This window comes from Streptomyces sp. NPDC059696, assembly GCF_042733745.1.
Taxonomy (GTDB): domain Bacteria; phylum Actinomycetota; class Actinomycetes; order Streptomycetales; family Streptomycetaceae; genus Streptomyces.
In genome coordinates this window covers 1-15,135 of record NZ_JBHWFG010000066.1, presented here as the reverse complement: position 1 = coordinate 15,135, position 15,135 = coordinate 1, and the positions used below count along the sequence as shown (strand labels likewise).

Annotated in this window: 13 protein-coding genes and 1 pseudogene; 9 read left to right on the top strand and 5 right to left on the bottom strand. The window is 70.0% G+C overall.

The features are described from left to right. Positions 1-134 precede the first annotated feature (134 nt). Positions 135-713, bottom strand: coding sequence for a carboxymuconolactone decarboxylase family protein (locus ACFV20_RS36195; protein ID WP_073772455.1), 579 nt, complete (start codon positions 711-713; stop codon positions 135-137). A 212-nt stretch (positions 714-925) separates the two neighbouring features. On the opposite strand from ACFV20_RS36195, the gene ACFV20_RS36190 reads away from it, so the two are divergent. Together ACFV20_RS36190 and ACFV20_RS36185 are read left to right on the top strand one after the other, a co-directional pair. Next, a complete protein-coding gene (locus ACFV20_RS36190; protein ID WP_199876560.1) occupies positions 926-1,885 on the top strand; it encodes a hypothetical protein in 960 nt (319 codons plus the stop codon). A gap of 134 nt (positions 1,886-2,019) precedes the next feature. Then, on the top strand, positions 2,020-2,451 hold the full coding sequence (locus ACFV20_RS36185; protein ID WP_242435353.1) for a DUF6009 family protein: 432 nt from the start codon (positions 2,020-2,022) through the stop codon (positions 2,449-2,451). A gap of 24 nt (positions 2,452-2,475) precedes the next feature. Here ACFV20_RS36185 and ACFV20_RS36180 read toward each other — a convergent pair. Beyond that, positions 2,476-3,633: pseudogene (locus ACFV20_RS36180) on the bottom strand (phage/plasmid primase, P4 family); the annotation flags it as partial. 331 nt (positions 3,634-3,964) lie between these two features. Beyond that, the gene (locus tag ACFV20_RS36175; protein ID WP_158072205.1) at positions 3,965-4,120 is read right to left on the bottom strand and encodes a hypothetical protein; all 156 of its coding nucleotides are present in this window, start codon (positions 4,118-4,120) and stop codon (positions 3,965-3,967) included. 1,058 nt (positions 4,121-5,178) lie between these two features. On the opposite strand from ACFV20_RS36175, the gene ACFV20_RS36170 reads away from it, so the two are divergent. Continuing rightward, a complete protein-coding gene (locus ACFV20_RS36170; RefSeq protein WP_073772457.1) occupies positions 5,179-6,366 on the top strand; it encodes a transposase in 1,188 nt (395 codons plus the stop codon). A 77-nt stretch (positions 6,367-6,443) separates the two neighbouring features. Here the strand turns inward: ACFV20_RS36170 and ACFV20_RS36165 are convergent, their stop codons facing one another. Then, complete coding sequence (locus ACFV20_RS36165) at positions 6,444-6,914, bottom strand: hypothetical protein (RefSeq protein ID WP_381115540.1); 471 nt, start codon at positions 6,912-6,914, stop codon at positions 6,444-6,446. 4 nt (positions 6,915-6,918) lie between these two features. After that, positions 6,919-7,482, bottom strand: coding sequence for a hypothetical protein (locus ACFV20_RS36160; RefSeq protein ID WP_331720938.1), 564 nt, complete (start codon positions 7,480-7,482; stop codon positions 6,919-6,921). Positions 7,483-7,628: 146 nt separating this feature from the next. Between ACFV20_RS36160 and ACFV20_RS36155 the strand changes: the two genes are divergently transcribed. The 6 genes from ACFV20_RS36155 to ACFV20_RS36130 all read left to right on the top strand — a co-directional run. Next, on the top strand, positions 7,629-8,072 hold the full coding sequence (locus ACFV20_RS36155; RefSeq protein WP_073771990.1) for a helix-turn-helix domain-containing protein: 444 nt from the start codon (positions 7,629-7,631) through the stop codon (positions 8,070-8,072). 208 nt (positions 8,073-8,280) lie between these two features. Next, positions 8,281-9,261, top strand: a complete 981-nt coding sequence (locus ACFV20_RS36150; RefSeq protein WP_073771989.1) for a DUF1702 family protein — start codon at positions 8,281-8,283, stop codon at positions 9,259-9,261. Between the two features lie 101 nt (positions 9,262-9,362). Beyond that, the gene (locus ACFV20_RS36145; protein ID WP_073771999.1) at positions 9,363-10,343 is read left to right on the top strand and encodes a DUF1702 family protein; all 981 of its coding nucleotides are present in this window, start codon (positions 9,363-9,365) and stop codon (positions 10,341-10,343) included. Further along, positions 10,340-12,268, top strand: coding sequence for a CRTAC1 family protein (locus ACFV20_RS36140; protein ID WP_079190688.1), 1,929 nt, complete (start codon positions 10,340-10,342; stop codon positions 12,266-12,268). Before ACFV20_RS36145 ends, ACFV20_RS36140 begins: the two co-directional genes overlap by 4 nt. Then, positions 12,265-13,404 carry an enediyne biosynthesis protein gene (locus tag ACFV20_RS36135; RefSeq protein WP_079190687.1) on the top strand — a complete coding sequence of 380 codons (1,140 nt, stop codon included), beginning with the start codon at positions 12,265-12,267 and terminating at the stop codon, positions 13,402-13,404. The genes ACFV20_RS36140 and ACFV20_RS36135 overlap by 4 nt, the downstream gene beginning before the upstream one ends. Further along, on the top strand, positions 13,401-15,135 hold a 1,735-nt coding region (locus ACFV20_RS36130; RefSeq protein WP_385665308.1), incomplete at its 3' end, for a beta-ketoacyl synthase N-terminal-like domain-containing protein. The genes ACFV20_RS36135 and ACFV20_RS36130, both read left to right, overlap by 4 nt.

The following is a 15,135-nucleotide window of genomic DNA, read 5'->3' as shown; positions in this document are numbered from 1 at the left end:
GCCGTCGACCCCACCACCCTCACCCCCCGCGCCAAAGGCCACAAAACCGAACGCTCCGAAGGCGGACCCCTCTCCCACCCCCACCACCACCCGGGCACGCCCGTGCCGGGGTGATGAGGCAGTGGCGGCTCGTTTCAGCCGGTGAGGGCGTTGCCGGCCAGGGTGTCCTTCTGTTCGCCCGCTGTGGCATAGCCGTCGGTGACGATGCGGTCCGCGGCCTGGGCGTAGTAGTCGTCCTGCGTCGGGATGTCGGTCGCCAGGCAGCTGACGTAGCGGTTGTACATGCAGAAGGCGGCGGCGATCAGCACGGTGTCGTGGATGTCGCTGTCCTCGGCGCCCGCGGCGCGGGCGGCCGCCACTGCCTCGTCGGTGACGGGGCGCGCCGCCGCCTGGACTTCGGCGGCGATGGCCAGCAGGGCGCGCAGCCGGGGGGAGACCGGGGCGTCCTGCGGTGCGGTGAGGACGGCGGCCACCGCCTCGGGGCCCCCGTCCAACTGGGCTGCCGCCGCGGCCCCGTGGGTTCCGGCGCAGAACGGTGTCTCGTTCAAGCGGGAGACGTAGGCGGCGATCAGCTCCCGTTCGCCCCGGCTCAGGGAGGCGGGGGCACGCAGCAGGACGTTGGCGAGGTGGTTGAGCGGTGCGGCGGTGTCGGGCCGGAGGAACATCAGCCCCCGGATACCGGGGTGGTCATTGCCGATGGCTATGTGCGGCACGGGGCTCCTCGGATGCGCGCGGGCGAAGACGCCTTCATGTTCACCGGGGGAGCATCCTCGCTCAACTCCCTTCGTGCGCTTGTGTGTCGGGATCCGGTGTGGCATCGGCCCGTTCTCGGTTCCGTGCTTCGGGCGAGCATTCTGGGAGATGGGTCCGCCCAGCGCCGCTTCTACGCTGTGAACTTTCCGGCAGCCGTGGAGGGGGACCTGTTGTGGCAGGCATCGCTGAGTCAGCGGCGCGGGAGCGGAGAGGGGCGGCGGAGGGGCCGGCGGTCCGGCGGCGCGGGTTGCTGCTTCTGCTGAGTGCGTTCGCCGGGTTCGTGCTGACCGTCGTCTGGTCGGCGGAGTTCGTGGACCAGGTCGTGGGCGGCACGATCGCGACGTCGTTGCTCGGACATGATCCGGAGGCGTCGGCGTTGACGTCGGTGGTGTCCGGGACGGTCTTCGCCTTCGTCTCCGGTCTGGCCGGGACCTTCACCGCGTGCAACATCGCGGTGTTCGGTTCGGTCGCCCCGATGCTGGGAAGCGTGAACAGCCGGGCGGGCCGGGCGGTGCGGGCCCTTCAGCCGCTGGGATGGCTGTTCCTCGGCATGGCCGCGGTCTCGGTGACGTACGGGGCGGTGGTCGGTCTGGTGGGGACGTCGATGCCCCAGTTCTCCCAGGCGCAGCCGGTCGCGGGGGAGTTGTCGGGGCGGACGGTGCAGTCGATGGTCACGTTCGGGGTGATCGGGCTGGCGATGTTCTGGCTGGGGCTCAGCGCGCTGGGGTACACCCGTGATCCGTTCGCGAAGGCGTCCCGTCGCTTTCCGCAGGCTCAGACGGTGTTCATGGGGGTCCTGGTCGGGGGGTTCCTGGTGGGGCGGCCGTATCCGCTGTTCCGGCAGCTCTTCCGCGACGCGGCGCAGAGCGGCAACCCTCTTTACGGGGCGTCGGCCTTCCTGTTGCAGTCGATCGGCAACGTGCTGGTCATCGCGGTGGTCTTCTTCCTGTTGGCGTACTTCGCGGGCGGGCGGGCGGCTGCCTGGATGACGGCGGATCCCGGTCGGATGGCGGCCGTGACCGCGGTGACCCTGATCGTGGCGGGTGTCTTCACGTTCCTGTACTGGGACGTCAGGATCCTCGCGCGCCGGGAGGTCATCCCGTGGTATCCGATCGCTCCGTGGGCCGCTTGAGATCCTGGGCCCGTGCCGGAGGGAGGATGCCATACCCCCGCGCCGGGCCGTTGCGGTATCCGACTTTAGGCTGCTCATGGCCGCGGGCCCGGTGCACAGTGTCCAGTAGCGGCTGTGGTCGAGGAGGAGGCGGAGTGAGTGCTCTGATCGACGGGGACGAGATCAGTGAGGAAACGGAGCTGGTCTGGCTGGAGGACATCTCGATCCTGGACTACGTACGACAGAGCCTGGACCGACTGCCCAACCGACGCGGAAAACCCGCCTACCACCGCGACGGCCGCATGGTCGGATACGCCGTACTCCACCCCCGAGCCCGCCCCTCACGCTCCTCCGGCACCTTCCGCCGACGCGTCTTCTGGCTCCTGCCCCACGACCGCGACACCGCACCCCAAGGCCTCTACGCCACCGGCGCACCCGCAGAAGCCGTCGACCCCACCACCCTCACCCCCCGCGCCAAAGGCCACAAAACCGAACGCTCCGAAGGCGGACCCCTCTCCCACCCCCACCACCACCCGGGGGTCGGTCCTCCGAACGGTTCCGGTTCGCGTTCGACGCCTCCGTCCTGATCACGGCGTGGTCTCGTGGTGGGTGAGGAAGCGGCCGGTGTGGTCTTCGGTTTCGGCGTAGGCGGTGGTGGCGATGCGGACGGTTTCGGGTCCGGTGAGGTCGCGGGGGCCGTTGAGGTAGTGGTGGGCTCCGGTGATGAGCCAGTTGAGGATGCCGGGGCCTTCTTCGGTGACGAGGATGTCGGCGAGGTTGTCGATCTTCTGGTGGTCGGAGACGACGCGGTCGAAGGGGATCAGGCGCATCCGGCGCCAGAAGGCGTAGCCGCCGGTGCCGACTTGGGGGCGGTGGTTGCCCAGGAGCCAGAGTTTGTGGGTGGGGGCGAAGGAGAAGAAGTCCTGGCGCATCCGGCGTGCTTTGATGCGGTCGCCGCCGGTCAGGAGTTTCACCCGGGACTCGTCGAACCGGTCGCCGGGCTTCACCTCGGAACACACGATCACGCGGCGGCCGTGGAGCTCGGCGAGGTCGGTGGGGTGTCCCTCGAAGGGACGGGCCATCAGGAAACCGGGCGGCGCGGCGTCCGCGTAATCGCCCAGGAGCTTGATCAGGACATCGAGCAGCACGGACTTGCCGTTCTTGCCCGAGCCGAAGAGGAACGGCATGACCTGCGCCCCCACGTCCCCCGTCAGGGAGTAGCCGAGCAGGAGATGCAGGAACCGGATCATCTCCCTGCCCCGGTCGTCGTCCCCGAACGTGTCGGTCAGGAAGAGGTCCCAGCGCGGGGTCGGCATCTGCCGGGGGCCGATCGAGGTCGAACGGGAATGGAAGTCCCGGTCCGGGTCCGGGGCCCGCAGCACCCCCGACCGCAGGTCCACCACCCCCGCCGGCGTGCACAGCATGTACGGGTCCGCGTCCAGCGCTCCCGCGCTCAGCACCATCCCCGGAGCCGATCTCGCCTGCGCCAGCAGCGCGTTGATCCCCGACGTGCTCAGCGCACGCCGCCGGTGCTTGCGCAGCGCCGCGTCCGAATACACCCCCCGCGGATCGGTGACGGCGATACTCTCCGCCATCTCACCCGCCGCCCACAAAACGGTGTCGTCCTCATCGCTCTGCCACCGCGTGCCGTCCCACCGATACCACCCCAACCCCGTCACATGCCGATAATCCTGCGCGTACAACCGCACGAACAGCTTCGCGTTCCCCCGATCCGTCAACGAATCAGGTAACAAACCCACCCCCAACACCCGCTGGAGGGTTTTGCGCCCGGCCCGGAGGCGTCTGCTTCCGCGTACCGGTGCGGTGCCGGTGCTCCGGCCGGCGTCGGTGTTCCGGTGGTCGGGAAGGCGGATGGGTCGGGGTCGGGCGGTGTCAGGTGATGGTTCCGAGGGGAGTCCGCAGGGGTCGACCGTGGTGGCGGGCGCGGTGTTCGAACGCTGGTGACCTGCGGAGCCGGCTCCCTCAGCCACGGGCTCTCCTGACCGTCGGTGGATACGAGAAGGGCTGAGCCGCGCACGTCCTGCGCGCGTAGGGGCGGCGGTGGGCGGTGTGTGTAGCGGGCAGACCGGCTCCCGCCCCTCAGAACCGTTCGTTCTGCCTGCCGCCGTCGAGGGCGGCAGGCTCCGGGGCGGGGGGGCGCAGTTCCGCGGGGCCGTCCCTGCGGGCCGGGCGGTCGGCCGCGATGGGCTGCGGCCCCGGGGGGCGGGTCGAGGCGTCGCTTTCGGCTGAACTCATCACGTGTGCACTTCCCGGATCATCGAAGCTGACCGTGTTTGCGTGACCGAACGTGCGGAGGCGCCTCCGAGGAACGCCTTCGATGCATCATAAGAATGATTCTTTTTTTGTCTATGTGAGGTAAAAAATTTTGGCCGATTCGCCCCGACACATGCCGTGTTCTGCAGGAGCGCGCACGGCGGGCGCGGGCCGGGCCCGTCTGTCGGGGGTCCGTAGGGGAGGAGGTGTACAGCGGACGGCGTCCCGGCCTTTGATGATTTTCTGCCGAAAGACTCCAGCCATTCACTCATCGCCCGCTAAGGTCATGCTCCGGCGACTTGGCGACCGGGGTCACGTCCGCGCCGCCGACGGGGACGTGCGGGGAGGTATGCATGGGCGCGGTGACGGGTGGGCCACGGCAGGCGGAGCGATGCGCGGACGCGGGAGCGTCCGCGGTGTCCGTCCGTTCTTCGCCGGCGGTGCCGCCGAGCCGGTGGCCGAAGGCGACCGTGCGGTCCGATCCTCTTCCGGCCCCCGGGAGGGACGTCAGCCGGGGACGGGCCGGTCCGCGGCTGCCGTCATGACCGACTCTCGGTTGCCGTAGGCCCGTTGCACCAGTTCACCGGGGGCGGGCAGCCGGCTCTCCGTCGATGCCGGGCTTCCCGGGGCGCTCCCGTTCCAGCTGTAGGGCTCGAACCGCGCGGGGCGGAACGCCGGGCCATGCTCCGTGTACGTGCCGCCCGATCCTGTTTTACCATGTCCTCTCCGAGATCGTCGGCGTGGCGACGCATCGTGCGCATTCTCCATGCCTACGGGGTTTCGGGGGCCATCGCGAGGGGGCGGTCGGCGGCATCCAAGCTTCGGCGGAATCGCGACCGGGGAGCAACCACGGATCGGCCAAGTAGGTAAAAGGCTTGGTCAAGCGGGGACGGGGCATCGGCGATCGTCGGATCCAGCAGGATTGGACGTCCATTGTCCGGTCTCCAGCCGACGGGAGCGCCCTCTCCCGTGAAAAGACGATATTGCTGGCTACGCTATCGCGGCGCTCGATCGGTTGCCCAGGAGAAGGGAAACGAGCCATGGCGGCACACGACGTGGGGCACGCGCACCTGCCGGTCTCCGTACTTGCCGATCAGATCTTCGGGCACCTGCCGAGGGCCGATCAGAGGGCGTGGGCCCAGGCGTATCTGACGGGCCTGCTGACCACCGACGGCAAGAAGTCGATCAAGCGGATGGCCGCCACCGTCTCGCGCTCGCCCACCGCGTCGCAGTCGATGCACCAGTTCCTCAACGCCAGCCCCTGGGACTGGGTTCCGGCGCGGGTCGAGCTGATGCGGTGGGTCGAGCAGCAGCTCGATCCGCGTGCCTGGGTCCTGTCGGTGGCGGTATTACGCAAACGGGGTGACCACTCCTGCGGTGTGCACCGGCGCTTCGTCCCCGCGACCGGACGCTCCGTCAACTGCCAGCTCGCGGTGGGAGCGTTCCTCGCCACCGGTGCGGAGGCCGTGCCCGTCCACTGGGGGCTGCTGCTGCCGGGTGCCTGGGTCGAGGACCATGCGCGCCGCGCGCGGGCCCGCATTCCCGAGTCGGTGGGCCAGCGCACCGTCGAACAGCACGCACTCGACCTCGTCGACGCGCTGTGCGGGAGCACCCAGCTCAGCCCCCGGCCGGTGGTGGCGGACCTGGGCCATCACTCGGGGGTCATCTCGCTGGTGCGTGGACTCAGCGCCAGGGGACGCGAGTTCGTCGTGTCGCTGCCCGGTCGGACCCCGGTGGTGCCGGTCGGCAGGACGACGGCGCGTGGCGCATACGCCTCGAACCTGCCCGCCGCCGTGGAGGCACAGCGCCTGTTCGGCCTCAAGCACGGCAGCCATCTCAGACCCGGTGGCCACGACGGTCCCGGCGGGGCGGATCGCACCGCCACGATGACCACGCTGGTACGGCTGCCGCAGGTGCGGCTGGCCCGTCACACGCCGCACGCCACCTATCGGATCTTCGGCGTTCCGTCGTACGCGGGGCCCCGCTCGTCGCGGATCTGGCTGACCAACATGACGCAGCGGCGGACCGACGAGCTGCTCGCGCTGGCCGGGCTCCAGCACCGGGCGGGCACCGCGGTGCAGACGCTGGAGGACGACTTCGGACTGCTCGACTTCGAAGGGCGGTCCTTTCCCGGCTGGCACCATCACATGACGCTGGTGTCGGCGGCGTCAGCGTACAACTTGCTGGAGCTGTCCGGCCGCCGGCCGGGGGCCCTGGAAGAGAGCTGAGCGGCACGTCCCGTGCGGGACCTCGAGGAGAAGCGGGCGGGCCCCGACCCGCCCGCTCGTGTTCCCCGGTCGGGTGTTCAGGCCGTCGTTGGCAAGGCGTTCGTCGTCGGCGACGGCGGGGGTGGTGGCGTCAGGTGGCGGCGGGCGACGGTGACCAGCAGGACGTAGGAGAGGGCGGCCAGCCCCACCGTGATGATCCAGGTATGCGATCCGGCCGGATCGTAGACCCGCCCCGCGTTGCCCACGTCCACCGCCGGCGCGCTCTGGCCGGCCTCGAAGGCGCCGCGGCCGCTCCCGTACAGCTTGACGCTCCCGAGCTCCACGGCGCCGTCGGCGGAGCGGAACGTCCCCAGCCACTCGCAGGTGGTGTGCCCGGCGTGTCCGGCGCACACCAGACGCACGGCGGTGAAGGTGCCCCGCGGCCCGTCCGCCGTGGCGGTCCTGGCCGCGTCGCCCAGGCCCGGCACCGTCAGCCAGAACAACAGGACCCCGGCCAGCAGGAGCAGCAGGGAGACGAACCCCGAGGGCCTTGCGCCGCGCGTCGCCACAGGGTCAGCCCTTCGGGGCGCAGCCGCACCGCGCGTCGGCGTTGTCCGGCCGGCCCGCCCGGGTGTGCAGGTACATCGCGACCACCATGGGCACCGTCACCAGGGTGTTGTAGAAGAGGTGCAGCTCCACCCGGGGCATGACCAGCTGGATCAGACTGGTGGGCGCCGCCCTGCCCAGCAGGTGGGCCCCCGCGAGCACCTGCACCAGGAGCAGCAGGTGCTCCAGGTGGTGCCACACCTGGATGCCGAGGGAGGCCTTCCACCAGGTGGCCGAGCGGCCGGTGAAGCCCGGCCGCAGGAGGAACAGGCCCACCATCATCACCAGGGCGTAGCCGTAGTGCATCCACTCCGAGGTGACCAGCCAGGGGAACGGCATCCCCAGCACCCCGCGCGCCTGCGGGATGGGCCAGCCCATGACGTAGATCTGGTAGGCCTGGACCAGGTGCTCCGCCCAGTGCGCCACAACGATGAACAGGAACACACGCAGGCCGAGTTGGTGGTGACGGGTGTTGACGGCGTCGAGCCCGCCGCGAAAGGTGAGAGGTGACGTTCCGGTACTGATGGCCATGCCTGACCTCCACGGTCTGGGTGGGAGGGGAACAATCGCTCATCACACCAGTCCTCACACACGCGAGCCTCTTCCAACGTGCTCTCTTTCCTGTCACCTGACCGTCCCGTGGGTCCTGTGAAGCAACCCGAACGGTACGGTCGGGCATGCTGCCACGGACGTACGAAGGACAGGACTGCTCGCTGGCCCGTTCCCTGGAGGTGATCGGGGAGCGCTGGAACCTGCTGATCGTCCGCTCCGCCCTGCTGGGCGTCGGACGGTACGACGAGTTCCTGCGCCAGATGCCGATCTCCCGGAACGTGTTGGCCGACCGGCTCGGCCGCCTCGTCGATCTGGGCGTCATGCGGCGGGTCGTGTACCAGGAGAAGCCGGTACGCCACGAGTACCCGCTCACGCCCATGGGCCGTGAACTCACCGTCGCCGTGGTCGCGCTGATGCAGTGGGGCGACCGGAACCTTCCCGCGGAGCTGGGGCCGCCCCGCCAGGCGCAGCACGTCGGGTGCGACGGCGGCGTGCGGGTGCGGCTGGACTGCACATCCTGCGGGCGCGACGTCCACGAGGACGAGGTGGCGGTGCGCCGGATGCGCTGATCCCGGGCCGGCGCCGAGCGTGCTGATCGGGGCCCGCGAGGGCGGGCCCGCATGCCGCACGACATGAGTTGCTGACGCGTTCATCTACACCCAAACCCCTTATGGCACAAGGGTGTTGCGCATTTGCGAAGATGCCCTGATCTTTGCAGCGAGCCGACCATGAGGCCCTTCGCCACCCCCCTGGTGGCCGGTCGAGGGAGGCACACGCGTGGCATCGGCGACGGGATCTCTGCGCAGACTTCTCATGGCTCCGTCCCTGTTCGACGTGAGCTTCGCGGGCCGGGGGTTCCCGGTGGCCGAGACCGCCGCGACCCGCCAGCTGGAGACCATCCCCCAGACGGTGGTGACCGGTTTCGAGTGGGGCATCGAGTCGAAGAGCCTGTGGGAGACCGAGCGACGGCTCTCCCTGGTCGACGAGGAGCTGCGGGGCTTCGCCTACGAGGGCGCGACCATGGCCTCGGTGATCCGGGACTCGATGCCCGGCCGGGGGGGCCGCACCGCGGAACTGCTCCAGGGGACCGGACGCGGCCACATCTTCCTCAACTACATCGGCATCGGGTTCGCGATGGCCAAGCTGCCGAGGCCGCTGTGGAAGAAGGTCATGCCCGCGCTCGACGGCGAGGACTTCTACCCGCCGATGAGCTGGCTCGCGGTGGACGGGTACGGCTTCGACCGCGCCTACTTCGACCCGAAGCGCTGGGTGGACGGCCAGCGCCTGGACACCCCGTACGCCTGGGAGGGCCGGCCCGACTACTTCCAGCGGGCGGTGGACCAGGGCATCGGGCGCGCCCTGTGGTTCATCCACGGCGCCCGGGTGGAGGCCGTGTGCGCCGCGGTCGACCGGTTCGCCTCCGAGCGCAGGCCGGACCTGTGGGCGGGCGTCGGGCTCGCGGCCACGTTCGCCGGGTGTTCCACCGCGGCCGAACTGGACGCGCTGCGCGCCCGGTCGGGCGAACTGGCCGGGCATGTCGCCCAGGGCGCCGTCTTCGCCGCGAAGGCGCGCCACTTCTCCAAGACCGTTCCCGAGCACACCCGGACCGCGCTGCACGCGCTGGCCGGCCTCACCGTCGAGTCCGCCGCCGGCCTGGCCGACGACGCCGCGCCCCCCTCGGGCGCCGGCGACGGTGTTCCCAGCTATGAGATCTGGCGCAGATCGGTCCGTGAAAAGCTTCCGGTGAATTCCCCTTGAGCATTTCCGGAGTAGACATTCGGGCACCCCAATTGAATATGTTCGGCTGAACGAATAGGAATGTCAGGCAAAAGAATCGAGGGGCGGTCTTCCTGGTGTCCATGTTGCGTGCGCTGAGGCGCCGAGTTCTCACTCCCAATGTTCGGGAAACACGGCTGGAAACACGGGGCTTCCACATCAAGGACGCGGAGGCCAAGCACCAGTTGGAGACGGTCGGGACGAGCTTCCTGCAGGGGTACGCGTACGCGGTCGAGGCGCGTTCGGCGAACCAGGCCGTGGACTGGCTGGAGACTGTGCCCCGGGCCTTTCGCGGGTTCGCCTACGAGGGCGCCGGCATGGGCGCCGTCATGCTCGACTCCCTCACCGGGGGCAGCCGGAGGCTGACCGGGATCCTGGAGGGCGAGGGCCGGCGGCACAACTACATGATCTACGTCGGCATCGGGTGGGCGATGGCCCGGCTCCCCAAATTCCTGTGGCCCGACGTGACCGCGACCGACCCGGTGCTGCGCTGGCTGATCCTGGACGGGTACGGCTTCCACCAGGCGTACTTCAAGACGGACTCCTACGTCCGCGACCCCGCCGCCGAGCATCCCTTCACCTGGAAGGGCGGCCCGGACGCCTACAGTGCGCGCGCCATCGACCAGGGCATCGGGCGGGCCATGTGGTTCGTCGGGGGCACCGATCCCGACGTCGTGGCCGACCTCATCGGCGCGTTCCCCGAGCACCGCCACGCCGACCTCTACGCGGGCGCCGGGCTGGCCTGCACCTACGCGGGAAGCGTGGACGGGGACGAGCTGCGGCGCTTCGCCAAGCACGCGGGCGACCACCTGCCCAGCCTCGTACAGGGTTCCGCGTTCGCCTGCGAGGCGCGGGAGCGGGCGGGGACGACGATCGCCCACACGCACCTGGCCGCCCAGATCCTGTGCGGCGGGCGGACCCCGGCGGAGGCCGCGCGGGTGTGCACCGACGCGCGGCCCGCCACCTGCGCCGGCGGGGAGACCCCGGCCTTCGAGATCTGGCGGCGGCAGGTCGCCGCCACCATCAGTTCTGTTCCCCACACGCAGAAGGGCGCCGTCGCATGACACATCCAATTTCCTGGCTGCGGAAGCAGGCTCCGGGGGTCGTCGCACTCGCTGTCATGGTCGGCACTTTCTACGCGGTGAAGCCGTCGGAGTCCAGCGCCGCCGAGAAAAGGGAAATGGCGGAGAGTTTCGCTTTCGAGCCGATGGCGATATCCATGCCGGGCGGTTACAAGAAGCAGAGCGTCCGTAAAGTGAACAAGGCCTACAAGCACATCGAGGCGTGGATCTCCTCGGTCGGCGCCGGGGTCGCCATGAACGACATCGACGGGGACGGCCTGCCCAACGACCTCTGCATCACCGATCCGCAGATCGACCAGGCCGTCGTCACGCCCGCCCCGGCGCCCGGCCGCAAGAGCGCCTCGTACGCCCCCTTCGTGCTCGACCCGGCCCCGCTGCCCAAGAGCGACATCATGGCGCCGATCGGCTGTGTCCCCGGGGACTTCAACGAGGACGGCGCGATGGACCTGCTCGTCTACTACTGGGGCCGCACCCCGGTGATCTTCCAGGCGAAGAAGGAACCCGGCAAGGACACCACGACGATGGACCCGAAGTGCTTCGAGCCCGTCGAACTGGTCCCCGGCAGCAGTGGCAGCACCTACAAGGGGCCCCTGTGGAACTCCAACGCCGCGACCGTCGCCGACTTCGACGGTGACGGGCACAACGACATCTACATCGGGAACTACTTCCCCAACAGCCCCGTCCTGGACGACAGCGTGCACGGCGGCGTGACGATGAACGACTCGCTCTCGCACGCCCAGAACGGCGGCGGCGGCCACTTCTTCCGCTGGACCCCCTCCGGTTTCGAGGAGATCAAGAACGTCCTGCCGAAGGGCATCGACCGGGGCTGGACCCTGGCCGTCTCGGCCACCGACCTGGACGGCGACCAGCGCCCCGAGATGTACCTGGCGCACGACTTCGGGACCTCGGCCCTGCTGTACAACAGGTCGACCCCCGGCACGTTCAAGTTCAGCGAGGTCAAGGCCGTCCACACCGCGACCACTCCGAAGTCCAAGGAGATGGGCCGCAGCTCCTTCAAGGGCATGGGCGTCGACTTCGGCGATCTGGACAACGACGGCCTGTACGACGCCTTCGTCTCCAACATCACCACGTCCTTCGGCATCCAGGAGTCGAACTTCGCCTTCGTCGCGACCGCGCGTGACAAGGCGGACCTGCGGGCCAAGTTCCGTGACGGCGTCGCTCCGTACAAGGACGAGAGCTCGCCCCTCAACCTCGCCTGGTCCGGCTGGGGCTGGGACGTGAAGATGGGCGACTTCGACAACAACGGCGTCCAGGAGATCACCCAGGCGGTCGGCTTCGTCAAGGGCAAGCGCAACCGCTGGGCGCAGCTCCAGGAGCTCGCCACCGCCAACGACTCCCTGGTCAAGCACCCCCGCTTCTGGCCCCGGGTGGAGGAGGGCGACGACCTCGCCGGCGACCAGCACCTGCGCTTCTTCGTCCAGGACAAGGACGGCGAGGCCTACAGCGACCTGTCCAAACAGCTCGGTCTGGCCGTGCCCGTGCCCAGCCGTGGCATCGCCACCGGCGACGCCGACGGGGACGGCCGCCTGGACATGGTGGTGGCCCGGCAGTGGGAGGACCCGGTCTTCTACTGCAACATGAGCCCGGAGACCGGCGACCACCTCAACCTCAGTCTCACCGACGCGGCCGGGTCGCCCGTGATCGGCGCACAGGTCGCCGTGACCCTGTCCGACGGCAGTACCCGCCTGGGCCGGGTCGACGGCGGCAGCGGCCACTCCGGCAAGCGCAGCCAGGACGTGCACATCGGGCTCGGCCACGAGGTCGACGGCCCGGTGCAGACCCGTCTGACCTGGCGTGACCGCACCGGGCAGGTGCGCAACAAGGACCTCCAGCTGGCTCCCGGCAGGCACTCGCTGGAACTCGGCGCCGACGTGAAGGAGAAGTGACCGTGCCCGAAACCAAGACGCTCACGGCCGCCCCCCGGCACGACGTGAAGGTCACCACCGCCCTGCGCCGGTTCGCGATCTCGATCTCGATCCTCAACATCGCCGGGTACACCTTCCTCGGCTTCGAACAGCCCTGGTTGTGGCCCTTCATCGCGATCTTCACCGCCTACGTGGTGGAGATCGCGCTGGAGGCCGTCAGCGCCCGCGTCGACAAGCGGGCCCCCCGCTACGCCGGCGGGGGGTTCAAGGGGATGGTCGAGTTCCTCTTCCCCGCCCACATCACCGGTCTCGCCGTGAACATGCTGACCTACGTCAACGACCGCGTCTGGGTCATGGTCTTCGGCGTCGTCGTGGCCGTCGGCACGAAGTGGGTGCTGCGGGCCCCGCTCAAGGGCCGCATGCGGCACTACATGAACCCGTCGAACTTCGGCATCGCGGTGATCCTGCTCCTCTTCCCCTGGGCGAGCATCGCGCCGCCCTACCACTTCACCGAGTACCTGTACGGCCCGGCCGACTGGGTCCTCCCCGCGATCATCCTGGTCCTGGGCACCATGCTGAACGCGAAGCTGACCGGCCGCATGTGGCTGATCATGGCCTGGCTCGGCGGCTTCGTGGTGCAGGCCGTCGTCCGAGGGCTGGTGATGGGCACCTCCATCCCGGCGGCGCTCGGCATGATGACCGGTGTCGCCTTCGTGCTCTTCACCAACTACATGGTCACCGACCCCGGCACCTCGCCCTCCAAGCGGTCCTCCCAGATCTTCTTCGGAGCCGGGGTGGCGGCGATGTACGGCGTGCTGACCGGCCTCGGCATCGCCTACGGCATCTTCTTCGCCACCGCCCTGGTCTGCCTGATCCGCGGAGGCTACCTGTGGGGTCTGCACTTCCTCGCCAAGCAGCGAGAGGCGCAGGAGCGGCAGGCGCCTGCCGTCCACGGCGCCCACGACCGCCAGGACGCCCCGGTCGAACAGCTCGTGGCCGCCCCGGCGGCCCCGGCGACCGGGTCCGTAGCGGGAGGCGCCGCGCCGCAGCCGGCGACGGTCGTCCTCTCGGGCGACCCCTGCAAGGACGGCACCTGCTTCCACGGCAAGTGCGCAGCCGAACGAGCCACGAAGAACAAGGCGGCGGTGCCTGTATGAGCCGAATAGCCATCGTCGGGGTCGCCTGCACGTACCCCGACGCCACCACACCCCGGGAGCTCTGGGAGAACGCCGTCGCCGGACGGCGCGCCTTCCGCAGACTGCCCGACGTCCGAATGCGCCTGGACGACTACTGGAACCCGGACCCCGCGGTCCCCGACACCTTCTACGCCCGCAACGCCGCGGTCCTGGAGGGCTGGGAGTTCGACCGCGTCGCCCACCGGATCGCCGGCAGCACCTACCGCTCCACCGACCTGACCCACTGGCTCGCCCTGGACACGGCGACCCGGGCGCTGGCGGACGCGGGCTTCCCGGCCGGTGAGGGACTGCCCGCCGAGCGCACCGGAGTCGTCGTCGGCAACACGCTGACCGGCGAGTTCTCCCGTGCCAACGGCATGCGGCTGCGCTGGCCCTACGTACGCAGGGTGCTCGCGGACGCGCTCCAGGGGCAGGACTGGGACGACGACCGGCTCGGCGCGTTCCTCCAGGGGGTGGAGGAGGCCTACAAGAGGCCCTTCCCCGCCGTCGACGAGGACACCCTCGCGGGCGGCCTCTCCAACACCATCGCCGGCCGGATCTGCAACCACTTCGACCTGAACGGCGGCGGTTACACCGTCGACGGCGCCTGCTCCTCCTCCCTGCTGTCCATCACCACCGCGGCGACCTCGCTGCAGAGCGGCGACCTCGACGTCGCCATCGCCGGCGGTGTCGACCTGTCCATCGACCCCTTCGAGATCATCGGCTTCGCCAAGACCGGTGCGCTCGCCCGGAAGGAGATGCGGCTCTACGACCGCGGCTCCAACGGGTTCTGGCCGGGCGAGGGCTGCGGCATGGTCGTGCTCATGCGCGAGGAGGACGCGGTCGCCGCCGGGCACCGCGTGTACGCCTCGATCGCCGGCTGGGGCATCTCCTCCGACGGTCAGGGAGGCATCACCCGACCCGAGGTGAGCGGGTACCAGCTCGCGCTGTCGCGCGCCTACGACCGGGCGGGCTTCGGCATCGAGACCGTGCCGCTGTTCGAAGGCCACGGCACCGGTACCGCCGTCGGTGACGCCACCGAGCTCCGGGCGATCATGGGCGCCCGCGCCGCTGCCGACCCGCAGGCCCCGAGCGCCGTCATCACCTCCATCAAGGGCATGATCGGCCACACCAAGGCGGCCGCGGGGATCGCCGGACTCATCAAGGCCGTGATGGCCCTGGACTCCGGGGTGCTGCCCCCCGCCATCGGCTGCGTGGACCCCCACGACCTGCTCACCGACGAGTCCGCCAACCTTCGCGTCCTGCGCAAGGCGGAGGCGTGGCCCGAGGGCGCACCGCTGCGGGCCGGCATCACCGCCATGGGCTTCGGCGGGATCAACACCCATGTCGTCCTCGACAGGTCGGACGCCTCCGGGCGCCGCCCTGCCGTCAACCGCCGGACCACGCTGCTGGCCAACTCCCTCCAGGACTCCGAACTGCTGCTCCTGGACGGGGACTCGCCCGCGGCGCTGGCCCAGCGGCTGACGCAGGTGGCCGACTTCGCCGCGCAGGTCTCCTACGCCCAGCTCGGCGACCTGGCCGCGACCCTCCAGCGGGAACTGCGCGACCTGCCCCACCGGGCCGCTGTCGTGGTCACCTCGCCCGAGGACGCCGAGGTCAGGCTTCGCGCGCTCGCCGGCAACGCCGGGCCCACGGGGCCAGACGACGGCGCGGTGTTCTGCAAGGACGGCCGTGCCTTCGTCGGCGCCGCCG

Bases quoted from the DNA above. Each gene is read 5' to 3' on its own strand.
- ACFV20_RS36170 (WP_073772457.1), top strand. From the start codon at position 5,179: ATGGCGGCACACGACGTGGGGCACGCGCACCTGCCGGTCTCCGTACTT.
- ACFV20_RS36145 (WP_073771999.1), top strand. From the start codon at position 9,363: ATGTTGCGTGCGCTGAGGCGCCGAGTTCTCACTCCCAATGTTCGGGAA.
- ACFV20_RS36155 (WP_073771990.1), top strand. From the start codon at position 7,629: ATGCTGCCACGGACGTACGAAGGACAGGACTGCTCGCTGGCCCGTTCC.
- ACFV20_RS36175 (WP_158072205.1), bottom strand. From the start codon at position 4,120: ATGAGTTCAGCCGAAAGCGACGCCTCGACCCGCCCCCCGGGGCCGCAG.
- ACFV20_RS36160 (WP_331720938.1), bottom strand. From the start codon at position 7,482: ATGGCCATCAGTACCGGAACGTCACCTCTCACCTTTCGCGGCGGGCTC.
- ACFV20_RS36140 (WP_079190688.1), top strand. From the start codon at position 10,340: ATGACACATCCAATTTCCTGGCTGCGGAAGCAGGCTCCGGGGGTCGTC.